The organism is Ferribacterium limneticum (assembly GCF_020510625.1).
Classification (GTDB): Bacteria; Pseudomonadota; Gammaproteobacteria; order Burkholderiales; family Rhodocyclaceae; genus Azonexus; species Azonexus limneticus_A.
The window spans coordinates 2470210-2491686 of sequence record NZ_CP075191.1; the positions used below are offsets into that span (position 1 = coordinate 2470210).

General features: G+C 59.0%; 21 protein-coding genes. 13 read left to right on the forward strand and 8 right to left on the reverse strand.

Annotated features, from left to right (window positions below; translation table 11 throughout):
• Positions 1 to 15: 15 nt before the first annotated feature.
• The gene (smc, locus tag KI617_RS11775; RefSeq protein WP_226446467.1) at positions 16 to 3531 is read right to left on the reverse strand and encodes a chromosome segregation protein SMC; all 3516 of its coding nucleotides are present in this window, start codon (positions 3529 to 3531) and stop codon (positions 16 to 18) included.
• A gap of 100 nt (positions 3532 to 3631) precedes the next feature.
• Here smc and KI617_RS11780 point away from each other — a divergent pair, with 100 nt between their 5' ends.
• Together KI617_RS11780 and KI617_RS11785 are read left to right on the forward strand one after the other, a co-directional pair.
• Positions 3632 to 4105, forward strand: coding sequence for a nucleoside deaminase (locus KI617_RS11780; protein WP_226446468.1), 474 nt, complete (start codon positions 3632 to 3634; stop codon positions 4103 to 4105).
• A 16-nt stretch (positions 4106 to 4121) separates the two neighbouring features.
• Positions 4122 to 4439, forward strand: a complete 318-nt coding sequence (locus KI617_RS11785; RefSeq protein WP_226446470.1) for a hypothetical protein — start codon at positions 4122 to 4124, stop codon at positions 4437 to 4439.
• A 29-nt stretch (positions 4440 to 4468) separates the two neighbouring features.
• Here KI617_RS11785 and KI617_RS11790 read toward each other — a convergent pair whose 3' ends face one another.
• The 5 genes from KI617_RS11790 to KI617_RS11810 form a co-directional block, all read right to left on the reverse strand.
• On the reverse strand, positions 4469 to 5401 hold the full coding sequence (locus tag KI617_RS11790; protein WP_226446471.1) for a toll/interleukin-1 receptor domain-containing protein: 933 nt from the start codon (positions 5399 to 5401) through the stop codon (positions 4469 to 4471).
• A gap of 129 nt (positions 5402 to 5530) precedes the next feature.
• Entirely contained in the window at positions 5531 to 5836 is a 306-nt protein-coding gene (locus KI617_RS11795) for an addiction module antidote protein (RefSeq protein WP_226446473.1), read from the reverse strand.
• A 5-nt stretch (positions 5837 to 5841) separates the two neighbouring features.
• A complete protein-coding gene (locus tag KI617_RS11800) occupies positions 5842 to 6138 on the reverse strand; it encodes a type II toxin-antitoxin system RelE/ParE family toxin (RefSeq protein WP_226446475.1) in 297 nt (98 codons plus the stop codon).
• Positions 6139 to 6213: 75 nt separating this feature from the next.
• A complete protein-coding gene (locus tag KI617_RS11805) occupies positions 6214 to 7218 on the reverse strand; it encodes a TolB family protein (RefSeq protein WP_226446476.1) in 1005 nt (334 codons plus the stop codon).
• 92 nt (positions 7219 to 7310) lie between these two features.
• On the reverse strand, positions 7311 to 7694 hold the full coding sequence (locus tag KI617_RS11810) for a hypothetical protein (RefSeq protein WP_226446478.1): 384 nt from the start codon (positions 7692 to 7694) through the stop codon (positions 7311 to 7313).
• A 58-nt stretch (positions 7695 to 7752) separates the two neighbouring features.
• On the opposite strand from KI617_RS11810, the gene dapC reads away from it, so the two are divergent.
• The 6 genes from dapC to KI617_RS11840 are packed head-to-tail and all read left to right on the forward strand — an operon-like array spanning position 7753 to position 13901.
• Positions 7753 to 8943, forward strand: coding sequence for a succinyldiaminopimelate transaminase (gene dapC, locus KI617_RS11815; protein ID WP_226446480.1), 1191 nt, complete (start codon positions 7753 to 7755; stop codon positions 8941 to 8943).
• Between the two features lie 16 nt (positions 8944 to 8959).
• Positions 8960 to 9778, forward strand: coding sequence for a 2,3,4,5-tetrahydropyridine-2,6-dicarboxylate N-succinyltransferase (dapD, locus tag KI617_RS11820; protein WP_226446482.1), 819 nt, complete (start codon positions 8960 to 8962; stop codon positions 9776 to 9778).
• Between the two features lie 27 nt (positions 9779 to 9805).
• Positions 9806 to 10993 (forward strand): PilT/PilU family type 4a pilus ATPase, encoded by a 1188-nt coding sequence (locus KI617_RS11825; protein WP_226446484.1) that lies wholly within the window; start codon positions 9806 to 9808, stop codon positions 10991 to 10993.
• On the forward strand, positions 10993 to 12126 hold the full coding sequence (gene dapE / locus KI617_RS11830) for a succinyl-diaminopimelate desuccinylase (RefSeq protein ID WP_226446486.1): 1134 nt from the start codon (positions 10993 to 10995) through the stop codon (positions 12124 to 12126). Before KI617_RS11825 ends, dapE begins: the two co-directional genes overlap by 1 nt.
• Positions 12123 to 13022, forward strand: a complete 900-nt coding sequence (prmB, locus tag KI617_RS11835) for a 50S ribosomal protein L3 N(5)-glutamine methyltransferase (RefSeq protein ID WP_226446488.1) — start codon at positions 12123 to 12125, stop codon at positions 13020 to 13022. The genes dapE and prmB overlap by 4 nt, the downstream gene beginning before the upstream one ends.
• Before the next feature lie 9 nt (positions 13023 to 13031).
• Positions 13032 to 13901, forward strand: a complete 870-nt coding sequence (locus KI617_RS11840) for a spermine/spermidine synthase domain-containing protein (protein ID WP_226446490.1) — start codon at positions 13032 to 13034, stop codon at positions 13899 to 13901.
• A 3-nt stretch (positions 13902 to 13904) separates the two neighbouring features.
• On the opposite strand, the gene KI617_RS11845 is transcribed toward KI617_RS11840, so the two are convergent.
• On the reverse strand, positions 13905 to 14111 hold the full coding sequence (locus KI617_RS11845; RefSeq protein WP_226446492.1) for a hypothetical protein: 207 nt from the start codon (positions 14109 to 14111) through the stop codon (positions 13905 to 13907).
• Positions 14112 to 14124: 13 nt separating this feature from the next.
• Entirely contained in the window at positions 14125 to 15579 is a 1455-nt protein-coding gene (locus tag KI617_RS11850; protein ID WP_226446494.1) for an aminoacyl-histidine dipeptidase, read from the reverse strand.
• Between the two features lie 300 nt (positions 15580 to 15879).
• Here KI617_RS11850 and KI617_RS11855 point away from each other — a divergent pair, with 300 nt between their 5' ends.
• The 5 genes from KI617_RS11855 (at position 15880) to KI617_RS11875 (ending at position 21003) form a co-directional block, all read left to right on the forward strand.
• Positions 15880 to 17148, forward strand: coding sequence for a site-specific integrase (locus KI617_RS11855; protein WP_226446496.1), 1269 nt, complete (start codon positions 15880 to 15882; stop codon positions 17146 to 17148).
• Between the two features lie 280 nt (positions 17149 to 17428).
• Positions 17429 to 17653, forward strand: a complete 225-nt coding sequence (locus KI617_RS11860) for a helix-turn-helix transcriptional regulator (RefSeq protein WP_226446498.1) — start codon at positions 17429 to 17431, stop codon at positions 17651 to 17653.
• 56 nt (positions 17654 to 17709) lie between these two features.
• Complete coding sequence (locus KI617_RS11865; RefSeq protein ID WP_226446500.1) at positions 17710 to 18111, forward strand: hypothetical protein; 402 nt, start codon at positions 17710 to 17712, stop codon at positions 18109 to 18111.
• Positions 18112 to 18416: 305 nt separating this feature from the next.
• Positions 18417 to 19472, forward strand: a complete 1056-nt coding sequence (locus KI617_RS11870) for a hypothetical protein (protein WP_226446502.1) — start codon at positions 18417 to 18419, stop codon at positions 19470 to 19472.
• Between the two features lies 1 nt (position 19473).
• The gene (locus KI617_RS11875) at positions 19474 to 21003 is read left to right on the forward strand and encodes a DNA primase family protein (protein WP_226446504.1); all 1530 of its coding nucleotides are present in this window, start codon (positions 19474 to 19476) and stop codon (positions 21001 to 21003) included.
• Positions 21004 to 21477: the final 474 nt, after the last annotated feature.

Consider the following 21477-nt stretch of genomic DNA (forward strand, 5'->3'; position numbering starts at 1 on the left):
GCGCCAAACAGACCACTAGGCAGCATCCCTCATTTTCAAAGCTTCCTGGATATCCACTTCCACCACGCGCGACACGCCGGATTCCTGCATGGTGACGCCGACCAGCTGCTCGGCCATTTCCATCGCGATTTTATTATGGGAAATGAACAGGAACTGCGTTGCACCTGACATTTTCTTGACCATGGCGCAGAAACGTTCGGTATTGCTGTCGTCGAGCGGCGCATCAACCTCATCGAGCAGGCAAAACGGTGCCGGATTGAGCTGGAACATGGAAAACACCAGCGCGATCGCCGTCAGCGCCTTTTCGCCGCCGGACAGCAAGTGGATGGTCGAATTTTTCTTGCCTGGCGGCTGGGCGATGACCTGGACGCCGGCATCGAGGATTTCCTCGCCGGTCATCACCAGCTCTGCCCGACCGCCTCCGAACAATTCCGGGAACAGTTGCCCGAAATGGCCGTTGACCGTGTCGAAAGTGCTTTGCAGCAGGTCGCGCGTTTCGCGGTCGATGCGGCGAATGGCGTTTTCCAGCGTTTCCATCGCCTCGTTCAGGTCGGCCGCCTGCATGTCGAGGTAGCCCTTGCGCTCGGTGGCTGTTTCCAGCTCCTGCAAGGCGGCCATATTGACCGCACCAAGCTCGGCGATGGCGTTGGCCAGGCGGGTGATTTCGCCCTGCAAGGCCGGTGGTCGGGCGTTGCCGAGTTCGGTCTGAAGCGCTGCTTCGTCAGCGCCGGCTTCGACCAGCTGCTGAGCGAACTGCTCGGTATTGAGCGCCGCCGCCTGCTCCTTCAGCTTGAGGTCGCCGATGCGAACGCGCAGCGGCTCCAGGCCCTGCTCGATGCGCAGACGCTGTTCCTCGAAACCACGCAGCGCATTGGTCGCCGACTCCAGCGCATCGCGCTTTTCAGCCAGCACCTTCTCGGCTGCCTGGCGCGCCTCCAGTGCCGCCTGCAAGGCACCTTCCATGACATCGGGTGGCGCTGCCTCGACTTGCTCGGCGCACTGCGCCCGGTCCTTCTCGATGCGATTCAGTTCGCGCTGAGCCGTCGCCTGCTGGGCGAAAACATCCTGCAACTTACCGTCGCTTTCCCGCAGCGAGAACTGCGCTTCGCGCAAGGCACGATCGAGATCGGCGTTGCGCTCACGCTCGGCACGCACGGCACGCTCGCACTCGTCGAGCCGCGACTGGGCACCATGGACCAACACGCGGATGCGGCCCAGGCCGTCGCGGATTTCCTCGATGCGTTCATCGGCCGACATTTCCCGTTCGCGTTCGCCCTCTTCCTCCTCGGCCAGTTCAGCCAACTGCTCGGCGATGCGCTCTTTCTGTTCCTTGTAGCGCTCGATGGCCTGCGTCAGCTTGAGCACTTCCATCTGCACCGCATGTACACGCTGTTGGCGATCGGTGACGTACTGCCGAATCTCGCCCATTTCTTCCTGCTTGTCTTCGAGCTGCTCATCGAGCACCGCCTGTTGCTCGCGCAGGCTCTCGGCCTGCTCTTCGGCCAGGGCGACACCTTCGGCCAGGGCCTCGATTTCGCGCTGGCGCTCAAGCAAACCATGCTCGCCCTGATCCGGTGCAAAGAAAGTAACGCTGTTGCGGGTCAGCAGATCGCCGCCACGAGTCACCAGCAAGCCGCCATCCGGCAGTTCGCCGCGCCGGGTAAGCCCGTCAGCCAGCGATTCTGCCGTACGCACGGCACCCAGCCAGTCGACCAGCACGCTGCGGATCGCCGGATCGTCGCTGCGCACGCGGGCCGCCAGCGTCGCTCCCGCGGCATCTGAATTCCCGCCTTCGCGGGAATGACTGGAGGCGCCAAGAACCACGGCCAGTCGGGCTTCCGGCCGGTCGTTAAGCCATTCGTCGATCTTGGCGGGGTCGTCACAGGCGATGGCGCTCAAGCGCTCGCGCAGCACAGCCTCGACCGCATCCTCCCAGCCGGCCTCGACTTGAATCCTCTGCCACAGCGGCGGTGCGCCTTCCAGATTGTGGCGGCGCAGCCATTCCGGCAGTTTGCCGGTCTGCTGGGTGCGCGCCTGCATCTGCTCCAGCGCGGCGCGGCGAGCCTGACCAGCGGCCAGCTCGCGCTCGATGCGCTGCAACTCAGCCTGCGCTTCGCGACGGCGGGATTCCAGTTGCGGCAATTCCTGCTGGAGTTGTTGCAGATGGTCCTGGTCGCCAGCCAACTCCTCGCGCAGCAGGGCGAGTTCCTCTTCCTTTTCGGCCAGTTCCAGTTCGTCCGGCGCCTCGCCGAAGGTTTCCTCGCGCAAGCGTTCCCGGCGCTGGATGATCGCCTGCAGGGCGCGCTGGGCATGCGACTTGTTGGTCAGCTCGACTTCCAGCTTTTGTTCGCCACTGGTCGTTCGCGTTCGCAAACGCTGGAGTTCCTCCTGAGCCTGGGCATGGTCTTCCTCCACCTGCGGCGCAATATTCATCTGCTGGTGCAGACGCTCCTCGGCCTCTTCGACACGCAGCTTGGTGATTTCCTGGGTTTCTTCCCACTTCAGGCGATCTTCCGCCAGCCTCTCGGCCGTCTCGCTCCAGTGCTTCAGCTCGTCCTCAAGCTGAGCCAGGCGAGCTTCAAGCTGGCTGCGTGACTCGCGGCGATGGCGGATTTCCGCCTCCAGCCGGGCAACTTCGGCATTGGCCGTGTACATCTCGCTTTGTGCATTGTGCAAAGCATCGCCGGCGGCAAAATGGGCCTCACGCGTTTCCTCGGCACGCGCTTCGGTTTCGCGCAGTGCGGCGCTTTGCGCTTCAAGTTCGGTCACGGCCCGCTCGACTTCCAGCGACAGCCGCTGCCGCTCGGCCTCGGCCTCACGCTTCTTGAGCAGCCACAATACCTGCTGGCGCTGGACCAGCTGTTCGTTCAGGCCCTGGTAGCGGCGCGCCACTTCAGCCTGCACTTCCAGCCGCTCCATCTGGTTGCCGAGTTCCTGGCGGATATCCTCGACGCGCAGCAGATTTTCGCGGGTATCCTCCAGCCGGCCGTTGGTTTCCTTGCGCCGCTCCTTGTAGCGGGTAACGCCGGCTGCTTCTTCCAGGAATACACGCAGGTCGTCCGGCCGCGCCTCGATGATGCGCGAGATCATGCCCTGGCCGATGATGGCATAGGCACGCGGGCCGAGGCCGGTACCGAGAAAGAGGTCGGTAATGTCCTTGCGCCGGACTTTCAGGTTGTTGATGAAGTAATCCGACTGCCCCTGCCGCGTCAGCGTGCGCTTGACCGACAGCTCGGTGTATTGCGACCACTGGCCGAGCGCCCGGCCGAGCAGGTTCTCGAAAATCAGCTCGACGGAAGCACGCGACACCGGCTTACGGTTCGACGAACCGTTGAAGATGACGTCCATCATCGACTCGCCGCGCAGCTCCGAGGCTTTCGATTCGCCCAGCACCCAGCGCACGGCATCCATGATGTTGGATTTGCCGCAGCCATTGGGGCCGACGACGCCGACCAGCTGGCCGGGAACGGCCACAGCGGTTGGGTCGACGAAGGATTTGAAGCCGGCGAGTTTGAGTTTGGTGAGACGCATGCCTGATTGCGGCGGGGCAAATGCCCCCGCCATGTTGGGGGCCGTATAATAGCATCGACCTATTTGATCGACTTCGCAGTACCGTGGAGGGATCGCCCAGATGAACCCGGATGACCAGTTTCTCGCCCGTGCCATCGAACTGGCGCGACAAGGCAGCGCAAGCGGCGAAGGCGGCCCGTTCGGTGCCGTCATCGTACGCGACGGCAAGATCATCGCCGAAGGCTGGAACCGCGTCGTCGCCAGCCACGACCCGACCGCCCATGCCGAAATCGGCGCCATCCGCAGCGCTTGCGCCGCCCAGGATCATTTCCACCTGCACGGCTGCACCCTCTACGCTTCCAGCGAACCCTGCCCGATGTGCCTGTCGGCCGCCTACTGGGCACGCATCGAGCGCATCATCTTTGCCAACAGCCGGGCCGAAGCGGCCGCCATCGGCTTCTGCGACGACGAGTTGTACTGCGAACTGAACCGCCACTTCTCGGCACGCAGTATCGTCATGGAACACCATCCGCTGGCCGGTTCGCTGGAACCGCTGGAACGCTGGGCAGCCAATCCCGGTCGAATCCTCTATTGATCCGCCGGAGCCGACCATGCCGTTCGCCGCCATTCCCCAGCGCGCGGAAACACTGCAGGTACTGCGCCTGATCAGCGATTTCGAACCTATGCTGATGCTGAGCGGCGACGACGAAGGTTATGGCTCGCGCTGGACGCTATCCGGCCAGCAGGTGCAACCGGCCATCGCTCGTTACCTGATGGAATCTGGCTTCGTCGCCGAAATCGGCAAGACTGAATTCGGCGCCCGAAAGCTGGTGCTGACCGAAACGGGTAGCGATTTCCGGGAAAGGGGAATGAGGTGGTGGGCCGAACTGAATTTCCTGCAGAAACTGAAGATCACCCTGTTCGGCTAAGCGAATCGGAAAAATGCCGGACGCCCGGGCTAGCTCCCCTGCTTGGCCGAGGGCCGCGCCACAAACGCCACCGGTATGTGAGCCGTATGGCCGCCGCTGCTTTCCAGCACGAAATGCAATTCTCCCTGCTTGAAAACCCCCCGATAACGATGAGTCACCTCGCGACCAGGCCCCTCCCCCAGGACCTCCTGGCTATGCGTGATAAAACTCAGTTGCTCTCCATCCACGCGCCCCTGTTCCAGCATTCGTGGCAGGCCAAGATAGCTGGCAGTGCCGTGTATTTCGCCCTTGCTTAAATGCAGATCCAAAATCTCCGCGTGTTCAGCGCCCCAATCGTATTTCACCTGGGCAACCCAGCGCCCGGACAAGGCTGGCGTCAATTGCCCGGAAGCAGGGCTACCCGCGTCAGGTGATCGCTCCGGCCAAAGCCCTTTCAAGCCAAGCGCCACCAGAGCGACCAAGACCAAGCCGGCCAATCCCCAAGGCATGGAAAAGCGTCGCCTGACAGGAGAGAAGGACGAAATCAGCTCGACCAGACGCGCCACATCCGAACCCCAAGCCGCGTCCGACAAAACGAAGGACTGGCGGCGGGCCAGCTCCTCAATGGCCGGTGGCAAATCCTTTTCCGTTGGCATCGAAGCCCCATCAACCAGCACCGGTAGCACCACCTTGCCCGATGCCAGCCCGGCCTGAATCTCCCGCCGGACAAAGTCATCCGGCTCGTCCAGTCGGCGAACACCGTTCCGGCTCGCCGTCAGCCAAGCCGGGCCGATCATGACCAGCATCACATCGACAGATTTCAGCTGTTTTTCGATGGTCAGGACGAAATCCTGCCCCGGATGAATATCCTCGATATCCCGAAATACGTTGTCCGCACCAAAAGCTGAGGCCAGCGCGTCGGCCAGTCGCCCGGCGAACCCGGCCAAGTCGTCGCGACGATAACTAATGAATATTCCAGACATCGGGTAGCCCTCCATGACAGGACGGTTTTACGCTCGAAACGGTTGAACAGCGTCTGCGAAGCTTTAGCCCGGCTGACTCAGGTCGACACCAAAAATCAGCGATTTTAGGAAGCGATCAGAAAGCAAGCTTCATGAATTGATCGGCTGCGCCACCAGACGAACACCGAGTGCCGCACAAACCTTGCTGACGGTTTCAAAACGCGGGCTGGCATTCGGGCGCAGCGCCTTGTAGAGCGCCTCCCGGGTGATACCGGAAGCCTTGGCCACCTCGGTCATGCCACGAGCGCGCGCCGCCACACCCAGGGCGTGGGCGAGCTCAGCCATGTCGCCATCGGCAATAGTCTGGTTCAGGTACTCCGAAATCGCCACTTCGCTGTCCAGATATTCGGCCAGATCAAATTCGGGCAGACCCACAGGGTCAATTTTCTTGGTCATCACCATCACTCCTTGATCGTCGCCGCCAACTTCACGGCTCGGGCTAGATCGGCGGCCTGCGTCGATTTTTCGCCACCGCCCAGCATCACAATCAAAAACGCTCCGCGCTGCACGTAATACATCCGCCAGCCCGGCCCGAAATGCTCACGCATCTCGAATACGCCATGACCGACCGCCTTCACATCGCCAAGATTGCCACGCTGAACCTTGTCCAACCGACGGACCAAGCGGATCAGCGTCGACTTGTACTTCAGAGCGCTTAGCCACTCGGTAAATTCAGGCAGGGTTTTGATCGAATACATAGGTGAATTGTAATCGTTCGATTACAACAATCAAGGTTCACGAGAACGAAACATCTCCATACCGTCTGGGCAGCTCTAATGGGCAGCCTGGGCAGATAGACGGCGAATGATCAGCTCTTCGCCCTTCTTGTCCATCACGTATATTTCGCCGGTGTTCTTGGCAATACTGAAACGCATCGAGATCGGCAACTCCGTCAGAATTTCTGCCTGCTTGCCCTCGCGATTGGTTCGCACCAAATACCATAGGTAGTTGCCACCGCCTGGATTGGCCTTGGCCGAGACGAAATACAGGTTGCCCAATGAATCGCGTAGCGGATTAGAGAAATCAAAAATACTGCTACTTTGATCGATAGCAAGAAGAGACATCCGGCCTGTGGCCAGTTCGTACATGAACAAGGCATTTCTGGATTCCTTACCTTGAGCATCCTTGATATGTTTACTGAAATTGGGTGTGGCGTGAAATAGCACGGTAGCTTGTGTTTCGTCACCCTTGGCGGCTTGATAAAACTCTTCGTGGGTCAGCCGGGTTTCTTGGCCGCTAGCCAAGTCGACGGCATATAGGTCGTAGCGGCTGGCCGGAGTTTTGCCACTCTCCCGTTTTGCTCCCTTGAAGTAGAAGACCCTTTTGCCGTCTGCCGAAAAAAACGGGGAAAACTTGACCCCATCCCCCGCTGCAATGCTTCGTCGCTGCCAGGAGCCGACCTCAAGAAGCTCAATTTCCATACCATCGAGGCTGTAAACGTTGTTCCGCACCTCTGCCGACACCACGGCAAGCTGCTTGCCGTCGGGAGACCAAGCGGGAAAACCGAAATTGCGCCCCACTCCCTCCGGAATCATCGCAGTGACCCCTGAACGCAAATCCAGCAAACGCAAGCCGTGGGTCATTCGATCCGTCGTGAAAACAAGCTGCTGCCCATCAGGCGACACCGCCAGCCTTCCCTTTTTTGCCTCGAGCCCGGTGCGATAAATTTTCTCTGCCTCGGCGAAAGCTACTGGGCAAGATATCGCGGCGAACGCAAATATCAGCATGCACGACGATATCCCGCGCATCCAACGTACAAGAAACGGCGTCAGATTCATTTGGTTTTCCCGGTTGTTAATCTGCATTGTCATAGAGCATCGACCAAAAATGGGAGAATTTGCAACGCCGGGGCACGCTCCGTGCTCAAACCCTATCTCCTGCGGTCAACCCGAAAAATCAGCCGATTTCCAAATTTATCCTCGCCGCTGCCCTCGAACGAGCGGCAGGTGATCGCCGTCCACCGCACCGCCACTTCGCGGCCATCGCTGCAACGAACGATGCCCTTCCCGCTCTCTCCCTCGCAGCTGCCGGGTATTGGCGAACTGTCCGGCGGCGTCAGTTGTCCATCGCATTGCAGTTGCCCGTCACGGCCGACCAGCGCGAAACGTCCGCCACCGCTGGCATTGCCGGGAAAGCCCTTGCCCCGCATCTCTCCGGGCACGTCGCTCAGGCTGCCGCGAGCCTGATAACCAACGGCACATGCCGCCAGCAGCGAGACGGCAAGAATCAGGCAGGGGAAAGCATATTTGTTCACGAGGCAGCGAAACCGTTTTCAGGGATAATCCGCTTTTTACACCCATTCGACGCCCGACGTGAATCCGCACCTCGCCCAACTCCAGCCTTACCCCTTCGAAAAACTGCGCGCCCTGTTTGCCGGCGTGACGCCGAATCCGCAACTCAAGGAGATCAAGCTCTCCATCGGCGAGCCGCAGCACGCGACACCGCAATTCATCATGGATGCGCTGGCCGGCGGCCTGAAGGGCCTGGCCAACTATCCAACCACCCAGGGCGTGCCGATGCTGCGCCAGGCCATCGCCGCGTGGTGCGACCGCCGCTATGGCGTTTTCCTGAATCCGGAAACCGAAATCCTGCCGGTCAATGGTTCCCGCGAGGCGCTGTTCTCCTTCGCCCAGACGGTCATCGACCCCAGCCGCGGCCATGTGCCGCTGATCGTCAGCCCGAACCCGTTCTACCAAATCTACGAAGGCGCCGCCTACCTGTCCGGCGCTGAGCCGCGCTTCCTGAACAACCTGCCGGACAACGATTTCGCCTTCGATTACGCCAGCCTGAGCGAAGAAGAATGGTCGCGCGTCCAGCTGTTCTATGTCTGCTCGCCCGGCAACCCAACCGGCAAGGTGCTTTCGCTGGACGATTGGAAAACCCTGTTCGCGCTGTCCGACAAGTACGGCTTCATCATCGCTTCCGACGAATGCTATTCGGAAATCTATTTCGACGAAGCCAACCCGCCGATCGGCGGCCTCCAGGCAGCCAAACTGCTCGGCCGTACGAACGAACGGCTGGTCATGTTCTCCAGTCTGTCCAAGCGTTCCAACGTGCCGGGCATGCGTTCCGGCTTCGTCGCCGGCGACGAGAAGATTCTCAAGAAATTCCTGCTCTACCGCACCTACCACGGCTGCGCCATGGCACCGCCGGTGCAGACCGCCTCCGTCGCTGCCTGGAACGACGAAGCGCACGTGCTCGACAACCGCAACCAGTACCGCGAGAAGTTTGCCGCCTGCACGCCGCTGATCGCCGAAGTGCTCGACACCGGCATGCCGGACGCCAGCTTCTACCTGTGGGCGAAGACGCCCATCGCCGATACCGAGTTCGCCCGCGGCCTGCTCGAACACTATAATGTCGTGGTCCTGCCCGGCAGCTTCCTGGCGCGCGAAGTGCGCGGCGTCAATCCCGGGGCCAACTTCGTTCGCATCGCGCTGGTCGCATCGCTGGCGGAATGCCTCGAAGCCACCCAACGCATCCGCCAATTTGCCCAACAATTGTAATCAGAGAGAACTGAACATGAGCCATCCGCTACAAGCCATCATCGAACAATTCTGGGAACGCCGCACCGAGCTGTCCCCGCAATCCCCGACCGACACCATCGCTGCCATCAACCAGGTGGTCGGCATGCTCGATTCCGGCGCCCTGCGCGTCGCCGAGAAGATCAACGGCGACTGGGTCACCCACCAGTGGATCAAGAAGGCCGTGCTACTCTCCTTCCGCGTGCGTGACAACCGCATCCAGGAAGCCGGCGACATCCGCTTCTTCGACAAGGTCGATACCAAGTTCGAAGGCTGGAGCGAAGCGCAATTCCGCGAAGGCGGCTTCCGCGTCGTGCCGGGCACCATCGTCCGCAAGGGTTCCTACGTCGCCAAGAACGCAGTGCTGATGCCATCCTTCGTCAACATCGGCGCCTATGTCGATGAAGCCACGATGGTCGACACCTGGGTCACCGTCGGTTCCTGCGCCCAGATCGGCAAGAACGTACACCTCTCCGGCGGCGTCGGCATTGGCGGCGTCCTTGAGCCGCTGCAGGCCAACCCGACCATCATCGAAGACAACTGCTTCATCGGTGCCCGTTCGGAAGTCGTCGAAGGCGTCATCATCGGCGAGAACTCCGTGCTGTCCATGGGCGTCTATATCGGCCAGAGCACGCCGATCTACGACCGTGAAACCGGCGAAGTGACCTACGGCCGCGTCCCCCCGGGCTCCGTCGTGATCAGCGGCACCTTGCCGAAGGCCAATGGCGCCTACAGCCTGTACGCCGCCATCATCGTCAAGAAGGTCGACGCGCAAACCCGCTCGAAGACCAGCATCAACGAACTGCTGCGCCCTTAAGCCAAGCCAACCCACGAAGGTCTTGTCATGATTCTCGACAAACTGTTCCAACTGATGGCCGAAAAGCAGGCCTCGGATATCTTCATTTCCGCAGGCGCGCCGATCCACATCAAGATCCAGGGCAACACGATCCCGGTCAACCAGCAGGTCATGCTGCCGGACATGATCGAGAAGATCGCCTACGAACTGATGTCGCCGGATCAGATCAAGACCTTCGAGGCAACGATGGAGATGAACCTCTCCTTCGGTGTGCCCAATGTCGGCAACTTCCGCGTCAACATCTTCCGCCAGCGCGGTTCGACCAGCATCGTCATCCGTTTCATTCTGGGCAACATCCCGGCCATGGGCGACCTCGGCCTGCCGACCATCCTCGGCGAACTGATCATGGAAAAGCGCGGCCTGATCCTGATCGTCGGCGCCACCGGCTCGGGCAAGTCGACGACCATCGCCTCGATGCTCGATCACCGCAACGCCAACCGTTCCGGCCATATCCTGACGGTTGAAGACCCGATTGAATTCCTGTTCAAGCACAAGAAATCCATCGTCAACCAGCGTGAAATCGGTATGGACACGATGGATTGGCAAAATGCGCTGAAGAACGCCATGCGCCAGGCGCCGGACTGCATCCTGATCGGCGAAATCCGCGACAAGGAAACCATGCAGGCCGCCATCGCCTACGCGCAAACCGGCCACCTCTGCCTGGCGACGCTGCACGCCAACAATAGTTATCACGCGCTGAATCGCATCATCAGCTTCTTCCCGCTCGAAAACCGGCCGGCCCTGTTCCTCGACCTGTCGGTCGCCCTGCGCGCCATCGTTTCGCAGCGCCTGGTCAAGAAGCCGGACGGCAAGCGCATCCCGACCAGCGAAATCATGCTCAACACCCGCCACATCAGCGAGCTGATCGAGCGCGGCGAAGTTCAGGGCATCAAGGACGCCATGGAACAAACGCTGGCCCCGGGATCGCAGACCTTCGAGCAGGATCTGTTCAACCTGTACAGCAGCGGCACCATCACCATCGACGAAGCCTTGGCCAACGCCGATTCGCCGACCAATCTGTCGTGGCTGATCAACAATTCCGAATTCGGCAGCACCAACGGCAAGGACGACAAGAAGACCGATGCAGCACTCGAGTTCGACAGCACCAGCGACGGCGGCACTTCCTTCAAGGAGTTCACCCTCAGCCTGGCCGACCACGACGAAGAAACCCACTGATGTCCGACCCGACGTTTGAACTGGCCCGGCAGATCATTTCCTGCCACTCGGTCACGCCCGAAGATGGCGGCTGCATGGAAATCATCACCGAGCGCCTCAAACCGCTCGGCTTCAGCATCGAATTCATCAACCGTAACGGCGTCACCAACCTCTGGGCCCGGCGCGGAACGACCGCCCCGCTGTTTGTCTTCGCCGGCCACACCGATGTCGTGCCGACCGGCCCGCTCGACAAATGGACCTCGCCGCCCTTCGCCCCTGAAGTTCGCGACGGCATGCTCTACGGGCGTGGCACAGCCGATATGAAGTCCTCTGTCGCCGCCTCGGTGACGGCTACCGAAGCCTTCATAGCGGCCAACCCGAACCACCCGGGTTCCCTCGCCTTCCTGCTCACCTCCGATGAAGAAGGCGACGCCACCGACGGTACCGTCATCGTCGTCGAAGCGCTGAAAGCTCGCGGCGAAACGCTCGATTTCTGCATCATCGGCGAACCAACCTCGGTCGACAGGCTCGGCGACATGATCAAGAACGGCCGCCGCGGCTCGTTGTCCGGTGTGCTGACGGTCAAGGGCATCCAGTGCCACATCGCCTATCCGGAAAAGGGTCGCAATCCAATCCACGAAGCCGCCCCGGCGCTGGCCGAACTGGCCGCGACTGAATGGGACCAGGGCAACGAATATTACCAGCCGACCACCTGGCAGATTTCCAATATCCACGGCGGCACGGGCGCCACCAACGTCGTACCGGGTAGCGTCGAGGTCAAGTTCAATTTCCGTTTTTCAACGGCCAGCACGCCGGAAGGTCTGCAACAACGCCTGTGCGCCATCCTGGAAAAGCACAAACTCGATTACGAAATCAAATGGACGCTCGGCGCCCGCCCCTTCCTGACCGGCCGCGGCCCATTGGCCGATGCAGCAACCGCCGCCATCCGCGAAATCTGCGGCATCGAAACCGAACTATCGACCACCGGCGGCACCTCCGACGGCCGTTTCATTGCCGAAATCTGCAAGCAAATGCTGGAAATCGGCCCGGTCAATGCCACCAGCCACAAGATCGACGAATGCATTGCCGTCGACGCATTACCCAAGCTGTCCGCCATCTATCGCCGTATCCTTGAACAATTGATGACCGCATGAGCGACCTCTCCGCAAAAAACGAACTGATCACCGTTCGCGACTATCTCCGTTACGCCGTCAGCCGCTTCAACGCCGCCCAGCTTTTCTTCGGGCATGGCAGCGACAACGCCTGGGATGAAGCGGTCTACCTGACCCTGCACACCCTGCACTTGCCGCTCGACCGGCTGGAACCCTTCCTCGATGCCCGCCTCCTGCCGCACGAACGCGAAGCACTGCTCGAAATCTATCGCCGCCGCTGCGAGGATCGCCTGCCAGCCGCCTACCTGACCAATGAAGCCTGGCTCGGCGAACATCGTTTCTATGTGGACGACCGCGTCATCGTGCCGCGCTCCTTCATTGCCGAATTGCTCGACGATCAGTTGGCGCCCTGGATCGATGACCCGTGGGCCATCGAATCGGCTCTCGATCTGTGCACCGGTTCCGGCTGCCTGGCCATCCTGACCGCCCTTGCCTTCCCGAATGCCGAAGTAGCGGCGGTCGACCTGTCCGAACACGCCATTGCCGTTGCCGAGCGCAACGTCGCCGACTACGGTCTGTATGACCGCATTGAACTGATCCAGTCCGATGCCTTCAAGAATATCGAGGGCCGCAAGTTCGACCTGATCGTCTCCAACCCGCCCTACGTCAATGCCGAATCCGTCGCCGCACTGCCGCCGGAGTATCTGCATGAGCCCGAACTGGCACTCGGCTCCGGTGAAGATGGTCTGGACTTCACGCGCATCATCCTGCGTGAAGCCAAAAAGCACCTGACTGAGAACGGCATCCTGATTGTCGAAATCGGCCACAACCGTGAAGCGCTGGAAACTGCCTACCCGAAGCTGCCCTTCACATGGCTGGATACCGCGGCTGGAGACGAGTACGTCTTCCTGCTGCACGCCGCCGACCTGCCGGGCTAAGTTGGCCGCTTGACCAAGCTTTACGAATTACCCAGCCCGTTCGAAGTCGAAACCGGCACCGTGCTGATGCTGGAGCCGGCCTGGGCCAAGTCTGGCGAACTGCGCGCCCAGTTGCTCGACGAAAGCTACCCCAAGCCCTTCGTCATCGACGACGGCAAATCGCGTTTCCTCTATTTCAACGTCCGCCTCATGCAGAGCGAAATGTCGCTCAAGGCGCCGCACGATCTGGCCATTCGCTACACGCAGAAAATGATGGCCTTCCTGCTCTTCCAGCCACGGCCGAAACGCATCGTGCTGATCGGTCTCGGCGGCGGCTCACTGATCAAGTTCTGCCACCGCCGCATGCCCGGCACGCAACTGACAGCGATCGAACTCGACCCCAACGTGATCGCCTTCCGCGATGCCTTCATGGTGCCGCCTGACGACGAGCGCCTGCAGATCATCGAGGCCGATGGCGCGGAATATCTGGAAAACACGGAAAAGGGCATCGATACCTTGCTCGTCGATGCCTTCGACAAAACGGGCTTCGCGCCCAGTCTGGCCAACCGCGAGTTCTTCGACAACGCCTACGCCAAGCTGTCAGGCAACGGCGTGCTGGTCATCAATCTGGCTGGCGAAAAGGAAAGCTACGCTGGCCTGATCGGCGAAGCGATGCACGTTTTTGATGATCAGGTCATCGTGATTTCGGTACCCGACGATGGCAACCACGTGCTCTACGCTTTCAAGGAACGCTATTTCGAGCCACGCTGGCGCTGGTTGCACAACTACGCCAAGGAACTGCGCGCCAAGTTCGGCCTCGACTTCCCGGCCTTTGTCCAAAAGATGGAACGTTCGACCAAGCTTGGCCTCGCCCGGCGTGAAGCCATCCGCCGTCGCTAAAGGCTATTTCGTCGCTTCCTCGGCCTGCGCCGCGCGCTGCGCCACCTGCTGATTGGCTGCATCCAGATCGCGCTGAACCTTCTCCATCGCCGCACGCCCCTGCTCGATTTCCTGTTTTTTCATGGCTGCAGCAGTGGCCGCCGTACCGGCCGTCTCGACACTGCAAGCAGCCAATCCGGCCAGGGACATCAGGATCAAGGCAATTCTCATCGGTTGCTCCCTCTCAATGCAATTCGGCCAGAATCGCCGTCAGCAAGTTCCAGCATTTTTCCACCGAAGCCACTTCGACCCGCTCACCCGGCGCATGCGCACCGCGAATCGTCGGACCAAACGAAACAATATCCATCCCCGGATACTTGTCGCCGATGATGCCGCACTCCAGACCGGCATGGATGACCTGAACCTTCGAGTCGGTGCCAAAATCCCGCCGATAGACCGACTGGCAAAACTTGAGCAACTGCGAATCCGGATTCGGCGCCCAGCCTGGGTAATAACCCTCCTTTTCGACCTTGCTATCGCTCAAGGCCCACAAACTGGCGATTTCATCAGCCAATGCCATGCTGCCACTGCCGATCAGCGAACGCACCATGAAGTTGCATGAACCACCATTCGGGTGCAGTTCGACCATACCAAGGTTATTGGAGGTTTCAACCACGCCCGGCACCTGGCGGCTCATCCGACGCACACCATGCGGCGCAGCGTGCAGCGAAGACAACCAGATTCGTTGCTCACTCGACGACATCACCGCCGTCACCTCGCAGGCAGAGACGCGCAGTTCCAATCCGTCCTCGACACCGCGCAGTTCGCCCCGCAAACAGCGCTGCGCTTCGAGTACCGCTGGAGCGAGAGAGTCGGCCACATTTCCTGGCAACAGGATCACGGCCGAAGCTTCACGCGGCAAGGCATTCCGAGCCGTCCCCCCGGAAAGTTCAGCCAGACGCAACGGAAACGTTGCCTCCAGTTCGCGCAGCACACGAACCAGCAACTTGATCGCGTTACCCCGTTCCTCGTGAATATCAACCCCAGAATGCCCGCCGCGCAAACCGCTCAGTTCGATCCGCCAAGCCTGATGCCCCGCCGGAACAGGCTCGGAAAGACCACTACGCTCAACATTGACATCAAGACCGCCAGCGCATCCCAGATAAAACTCGCCCCAATCTTCAGTATCAAGATTCAGCATCAACTGGCCTTGCAGCACTCCCGGCGCCAGACCACGCGCGCCGCCCATGCCAGCCTCTTCATCGACCGTCAGCAAAGCTTCAATAGGACCATGCCGGAGCGAGTTGTCGTCCAGAACGGCAAGAATCAAGGCGACACCGATACCGTTATCCGCCCCCAGGGTGGTCTTTTCGGCCACCAGCCAGCCGTCACGCAAGACTGGAACGATCGAATCGCGAGAAAAGTCGTGATTGCTATCGGCGTTCTTCTGGCAAACCATGTCGAGATGCGCCTGCAACACCACACCCGGATACTTCTCGCGCCCGGTGCTGGCCGGCTTGCGGATAATCAGGTTACCCGCTGCATCGATCTCGACGGCAAGGCCTCGATTGATCGCCCATTGCCGCAATGAATCGCGCAGCACGGCTTCCTGCTTAGAAGCACGTGGCGTAGCGCACAGGGTAGAAAAATGCACCCAGACAGTGGCTGGTTGCAGACCGGAAAACACAGCGTCGTTCATGTTTCGCGAACTCCAAAGTGAAAACCCCCGCAGACCTTGCGGTGTGCGGGGGTTAAATTCTGGGGCGACTGATGGGGCTCGAACCCACGACAACCGGAATCACAATCCAGAACCAACCCCTTTACCGCTGCTTACTAGGAGTTACTATTTAAACTAATTTCCTTGTTATTCCTATACTTACGCATTACTATTAGTCCGGTTGTTAGGCAAGAAATTACTAACTTTTACCGCTCTCTGCTTACCATGTGCTTACCAGAGCGAGAAGTAAGCAGAGAAAAACCGAACTAATAGGGGTGCGAAATGGCGAAGCTAACCAAGGTCGAAGTCGACAATCTTAAGCCATCTGGCAAGGATGCCTTTGTATGGGCTGACGACCCGAAAGGATTCGGGGTTAAGGTTTTCACCTCCGGTGTAAAGTCGTTCGTCTTTCAGTACCGCACCGAAGAAGGCAAGACCCGTCGTTACACCATCGGCAAGTTGTCCGACACGCTTACCGTGGAACAGGCCCGCAAGCGTGCCAAGGCCCTATCCCTTGAGGTGCTAAATGGTGGCGACCCGATGGGGCATAAGCAAGCACGCCTTGCCGCCATTACAGTTGCAGAACTGCTGACGCAATACCAAGCCTCGCCCAAGTTTGCGGAAAATGCAGAGACGACGAAGGCCACCGACAAAGGACGAATTGAGCGCCATCTGATTCCCCTACTTGGCGATTCAATCGCGGACAAAATTTCCGCCGATGACGTGCGACGGGCGCAAGCTGCAATCCGTGACGGGAAAACCGCAGGGAGATTCAAGACGGGTCCGCGTGGCTTGGCAAAGGTCACGGGCGGTGCCGGCACCGCTGACAAATGCGTCCTGCTGTTACGGGCTGCCTATGCCTGGGCTATCTCCGAAAACATCCTGAAGGACAACCCCGCCGCCCCGCTCAAGGTGGCAGGCTCTGGCCAACGTGAGCAGATCATGGAAACGGCAGCCGATTACACCGTGCTATTCAACGCCCTGGACAAGATGCAGAAGGAGCTCCGCATACGCCCCGCCGCTGCCGATGCCATCCGCTTGATTGCCTTGACCGGTGCTAGGCGCGGCGAAGTTTCAAATCTAATTTGGCAGTATTGCGACCTTCGAACTGGCCTAATCACCTTGCCACCGAAAGCCCACAAAGCCGGAAAGCGAACAGGCAAGCCCCGCATCATTGCTTTGCCGGCTGAAGGCGTGGCCATTCTGAAGCGCCAAGCCAAGGGGAAACCTGAGGACTACGTTTTCAAGCCAGCCAAGGGCGATGGGGCCATCGCGCTAGCAAAGCCTTGGATAGCTGTTCGTGAAGAGGCAAAGCTGCCCGCCAATTTTGGATTGCATGGCCTTCGCCATAGCCTAGGCAGTCATCTAGCAATGAGTGGAGCTAGCTCTCACGAGGTAATGGAAGCCCTAGGCCATAGGCAGGCTTCAACCACACAACGCTATATCCACTTTGCAGAGCGTGCCCGTTCCACATTGGCTGAGCGTGCTGCATCTGTTGCTATGGCAGGCATGGTGAGCAGCAAGGCAAGCACAGAACCTTTACCGGAATAGATAGCCAGTTCTTTCGCCTTACCGAATTTGCTATTCCATACCCGTTTCTTACTTCATATAATCGCACCAACCCCAAAAGGGGCCGTACGCAGGCAACGTGAGCATGGCAGCCGAAGCCTGACAGCGTACTACCAAGGACAAGGGACTTACAGCCCGGGGCAACCCGAAAGACACTGACAGACAGCCCAAACTGAAAGCCCATGCACCAAACCGCAAATCAACTTGCGGGCTGGTGCATGGGCTTTTTCATGCGCCGCCCCGATAAAAATAAGGCCTCGCCATGACCACAGAAGAAAAATACCTGGACCGCCCCGCCGCCTCTGAATATGTCCGCTCCAAGGGTTTGCCCTGCTCAAAAACTACGCTTGCAAAACTTGTGACTGTAGGTGGAGGCCCTGCCCTCCGGAAGTTTGGAAATCGTGCGGTCTATTTAGCTGCCGACCTTGACGCATGGATTAACAGCAAGCTGTCTGCTCCCCGTCACTCTTCATCTGCAACCGTTTAAGGAAATCCACCATGACCACACACCTAGCCAGCCTTGGACGCGAGCACCTGCTATCGATGATCGAACGTGCAACGGAAACCTTCCCGAAGCCGTTTATCCCTCGCCAGCCTGAAATTACGGTCAATGTGAATATCGAGTTCAAGGAGCCAACCGAATTGGCCCCCAGCTTCCTGGCACACCTCGCCATCATTGCCGGCGCTGTTCCTGACATTGACCACGGATTCACGTTCAACGGGAACCCAATCAACAAAGACGCAATCACTTGGTTTTTGGCCGGCGCCTACAAGATCGAAGCGACATGTGGAAAATCCATCCTGGCCGCGGGGGCAGCATTTGCACGCGAGGCCAAGGACCGAGCGAAAGCCATCAAGATTGCCGCCGCTCTACGTGCAGTGGATCGCGGTAATGACGGCATGTTCGACCCGCTGAAAATCGTACAGCTTGCCCTGATGGACTGACGAAAAAAGGCCCCTCGCCTATCCCAAGGTGAGGGGCTGGTGTAGCTTTGATCTGGTTGCGGTCAGATCAAGGCAAATTATAACCTAACCGCATTGATTACAAAAGGATAATTACAAAAAAACAGCTTGGAAGTCGTTGCGGCGACATCGTTGCGGACCACCGCGGTTACTTCCTTTCAGGGGTGCTGAAAACCCTGGCCTCATGTTGGCAAGCATGATGCCCCTGCCCACAGCGTGGCAGGACGCAAACAACAGCCTATGCCGTTTAACGGTACGCGACGACCTCAATATGGAGATCGTCAAAAATGACATCATCAAGCAGCATGCATTTCTTCTGGCAACCGTCAGAGCACAGCAAGTGGATAGCCGCCCCGGCTTCCCAGCGCGAACACATCGCGCACACCTTCAAGCCAATGCTTGCCACCGTCCTTGACGTTAATCACGACTTCGAGACCGACGCCGACGAACTTAAATATTCCGGCCCGCTGTATATCGACTTCGACGGTAAAGACGGCCTGGAATCTGTAATTCCCCACTTTCAAGCATGTATCCAAAAGCTGATTGACCTTGATGTTAATCCGGCACAAATCCGGCTGGCATGTTCAGGCGGGCGGGGCTTTCACATCGAAGTGCCAATGGCCTGCTTCATGGTCAAGCCCGGTGCTACTGAACACCTGCCGAGCATTTATAAGCTGATGGTTAAATCCCGCTGGCTACAAACTCCGACTATCGACGATGTTGTCTATTCGGAAAAGAAGGGCCGCATGTGGCGTCAATACAATGTGCAACGCCCTAACGGCCTGCACAAAGTATCTATATCGTTTAGCGAGGCCATGACCATAACCCCGGAACTGTATAACGAGTTATGCAGCACGCCGCGCCCTGTCCTGGAACCGGCTACACCGACCCTTGCAGGCGGTCTCGCTGAAATCTTCAGCGGCATGCAGCGCAAGCAGGCTGCTGAACGCGTCAAGAAGGATGCCCGCAAGCGCGAGACATCCAAGGTTGGCGCCGCCCTTAAGGAGCGATTCCACACCCGCGGCGCCGCCCTACCGCCAAGCCTGTTGTTGTTGGCAGCCGGCAAGGTTGATTCACCAAAGGGGTTTAACCAGATCGCCATGCAATTGGGCGTAACCGCTGAGGCCATGGGGCTTAGCGAAGATCAGTTGATCACGCTGTGCACTAGCCTGATAGCCAATCACAAGGGCGATGGCAGCAAGTACAACACGCCCCGCAAGCGGGAAGAGCAATTGCGGGATCAATACCGCAATGCATGCGATGGTGACCTTAACTTAAGCATTGGGGGCATCCGTTCAATCATGCCGGCATCGATGCCGTGTAACGACTTGCGGGGGTTTTAACATGGTGACCATCGATATTCAGAACCTCGTTTCCCCTGAAGCTGCAAGCGCCTTTACCCGCACCGCCGCACAATGGACAGATGCTTTTCAGGCTGCCGGCAAGGACGATGTTTTCACCCTTGCGACTGACATGCACCTTGACCCCAACTTGAAGGAGTTCGAGCGAAACAGCTTGATCAAGCTGGCAGCCAAGCGAATGGGCGTCACTTATCGTGACCTCGTCAAAGACCTCCGACAAGGTTCGAGCGAGCCGAAAAAGGATCATTTGTACTTTGCCCGACAGACGCTTGATTTTTTCCAAGCGGGAAACGTTCTGTACTCGCAGGGGGCTTTCTGGGTCTGGCGAGATGCCGGCGTCTGGGAACGTGTCCTTGACCACGAGATTCGACGGGCTGCCATGGGCATGCTACAGGGACAGGAGGCCGTAACGGACGGCACCGTCCGTTCCGTGGTGGCCCTGGCAAGGGACGAGGCCTATTCAGCCGCCGCCCATTTCGACCAGCCGGCGCCGCGCCGAATCAACGTGCAGAACGGCACGCTGCACTATCAGGCGGGGGCCTGGGCATTGCGTGAGCATGATCGCGGCGACTACCTGACGACGCAGCTACCCGTAACCTTTGACCCGCAAGCGACCTGCCCGCGGTTCGATAGGTTCCTGGCTGAAATCTTCGAAGGGGACGAGGACGCAACCGACAAGGCACAAGTCATATTGGAGATGATCGGATATACCTTGACGCAAAGTTGTCAGTTTGAAAAATTCATAATCCTGGTTGGCAGTGGCAGCAACGGCAAGAGCGTTTTGCTTGACGTGCTGCGCTCCCTGGTTGGTCCTGGTCAAGTGGCATCCGTTGAACCGGGCAAGCTGGGGGATCGTGTTGAACGCGAGCGCCTGCATGGCAAGCTGGCGAATATCTGCCCTGAATTGCCAGTCGGCGCGATGCTGGCTGATGCTGCGCTCAAGAGCTTTACAAGTGGCGACCTCGTGAGCGGTGCGGCGAAGTTTGGCCAGCCGTTCGACTACAAACCGTATGCCACGTTTTGGACGGGCACGAACCACATGCCGCACACGCGTGACCTCTCGCACGGCATGTTCCGCCGTGCATTGATTGTTCAGTTCAACCGCACATTCAACGAGAGCACGCGGGAAATCGGCCTTGCCGACAAGCTGCGTGACGAGTTGCCCGGCATCCTGGTTAAGGCCCTGGACGCGTTTGCAAGTGTTATCGAGCGTGGGGGCTTTACCGTTCCAGCATCGTCTGATGCAGCCCTCAAGGCGTGGCGTACCGATGCTGATCAGGTGGCCCAGTTCCTGGAAGATCGATGCCTATGCGATGCCAGCGACACGCAGGCATTCATTTCGCATGCTCTGCTGTTCCGGGAGTTCCAGAACTGGGCACACGATCAGAACCTTAAGCATTCGGTCACAGGCAAGGCGTTCAGCTTGCGCCTTGTCGCCTTGGGTTATCAGGCCAAAACCAAGCGTGATGGTGGCAGTCGTGACCGAGGCTTTCAAGGTATCGGGCTTGCTTGATGCAAGGTTGATCATTCAAGGCGCCGCAAGGCGCCTTTTTCATTGGGGGTGGCTACTTAAACGCTTGTGCTGCAAGGGTTTCAAAATCTGTAGCCACTTAGATCGTTGCAGCACAAGGGTTTCGGGCTGGTGGCTACAGGGTGGCTACAGGTTGGCTACAGATTTTTAAAAACCTGTAGCCACTTAAACGCTTGTGCTGCAAGGGTTTCGGGCTGCTGGCTACAGGTGCTACAGGTTTTCTTCTATTAAACGCGTGGAAAATTGTTTTTTTAAAAGAAGAAAAAAAACATTTCTATAGAGAGAAGTTGAGGCCAAAACCTGTGTCATCTGTAGCCACCCTTGCAAATCCCTTGTGCTGCAAGGCTTTAGGTGGCTACAGGTTTTTAAAAACCTGTAGCCAACCTGTAGCCACTTGGCTAAAACCTGTAGCCACCCTTGCAGGCAGCGACCTGAAACCCCTGTCCCTGTCCCTGT

Excerpts from the sequence above, each read along its gene's own strand:
- KI617_RS11850 (WP_226446494.1), bottom strand. The coding sequence starts at position 15,579 with ATGAACGACGCTGTGTTTTCCGGTCTGCAACCAGCCACTGTCTGGGTG.
- KI617_RS11865 (WP_226446500.1), top strand. The coding sequence starts at position 17,710 with ATGATCGAACGTGCAACGGAAACCTTCCCGAAGCCGTTTATCCCTCGC.
- KI617_RS11870 (WP_226446502.1), top strand. The coding sequence starts at position 18,417 with ATGACATCATCAAGCAGCATGCATTTCTTCTGGCAACCGTCAGAGCAC.
- KI617_RS11855 (WP_226446496.1), top strand. The coding sequence starts at position 15,880 with ATGGCGAAGCTAACCAAGGTCGAAGTCGACAATCTTAAGCCATCTGGC.
- KI617_RS11780 (WP_226446468.1), top strand. The coding sequence starts at position 3,632 with ATGAACCCGGATGACCAGTTTCTCGCCCGTGCCATCGAACTGGCGCGA.
- KI617_RS11800 (WP_226446475.1), bottom strand. The coding sequence starts at position 6,138 with ATGTATTCGATCAAAACCCTGCCTGAATTTACCGAGTGGCTAAGCGCT.
- KI617_RS11790 (WP_226446471.1), bottom strand. The coding sequence starts at position 5,401 with ATGTCTGGAATATTCATTAGTTATCGTCGCGACGACTTGGCCGGGTTC.
- dapE (WP_226446486.1), top strand. The coding sequence starts at position 10,993 with ATGTCCGACCCGACGTTTGAACTGGCCCGGCAGATCATTTCCTGCCAC.
- smc (WP_226446467.1), bottom strand. The coding sequence starts at position 3,531 with ATGCGTCTCACCAAACTCAAACTCGCCGGCTTCAAATCCTTCGTCGAC.
- KI617_RS11825 (WP_226446484.1), top strand. The coding sequence starts at position 9,806 with ATGATTCTCGACAAACTGTTCCAACTGATGGCCGAAAAGCAGGCCTCG.
- KI617_RS11795 (WP_226446473.1), bottom strand. The coding sequence starts at position 5,836 with ATGACCAAGAAAATTGACCCTGTGGGTCTGCCCGAATTTGATCTGGCC.
- KI617_RS11785 (WP_226446470.1), top strand. The coding sequence starts at position 4,122 with ATGCCGTTCGCCGCCATTCCCCAGCGCGCGGAAACACTGCAGGTACTG.
- dapD (WP_226446482.1), top strand. The coding sequence starts at position 8,960 with ATGAGCCATCCGCTACAAGCCATCATCGAACAATTCTGGGAACGCCGC.
- prmB (WP_226446488.1), top strand. The coding sequence starts at position 12,123 with ATGAGCGACCTCTCCGCAAAAAACGAACTGATCACCGTTCGCGACTAT.
- KI617_RS11875 (WP_226446504.1), top strand. The coding sequence starts at position 19,474 with ATGGTGACCATCGATATTCAGAACCTCGTTTCCCCTGAAGCTGCAAGC.
- KI617_RS11860 (WP_226446498.1), top strand. The coding sequence starts at position 17,429 with ATGACCACAGAAGAAAAATACCTGGACCGCCCCGCCGCCTCTGAATAT.
- KI617_RS11845 (WP_226446492.1), bottom strand. The coding sequence starts at position 14,111 with ATGAGAATTGCCTTGATCCTGATGTCCCTGGCCGGATTGGCTGCTTGC.
- KI617_RS11805 (WP_226446476.1), bottom strand. The coding sequence starts at position 7,218 with ATGAATCTGACGCCGTTTCTTGTACGTTGGATGCGCGGGATATCGTCG.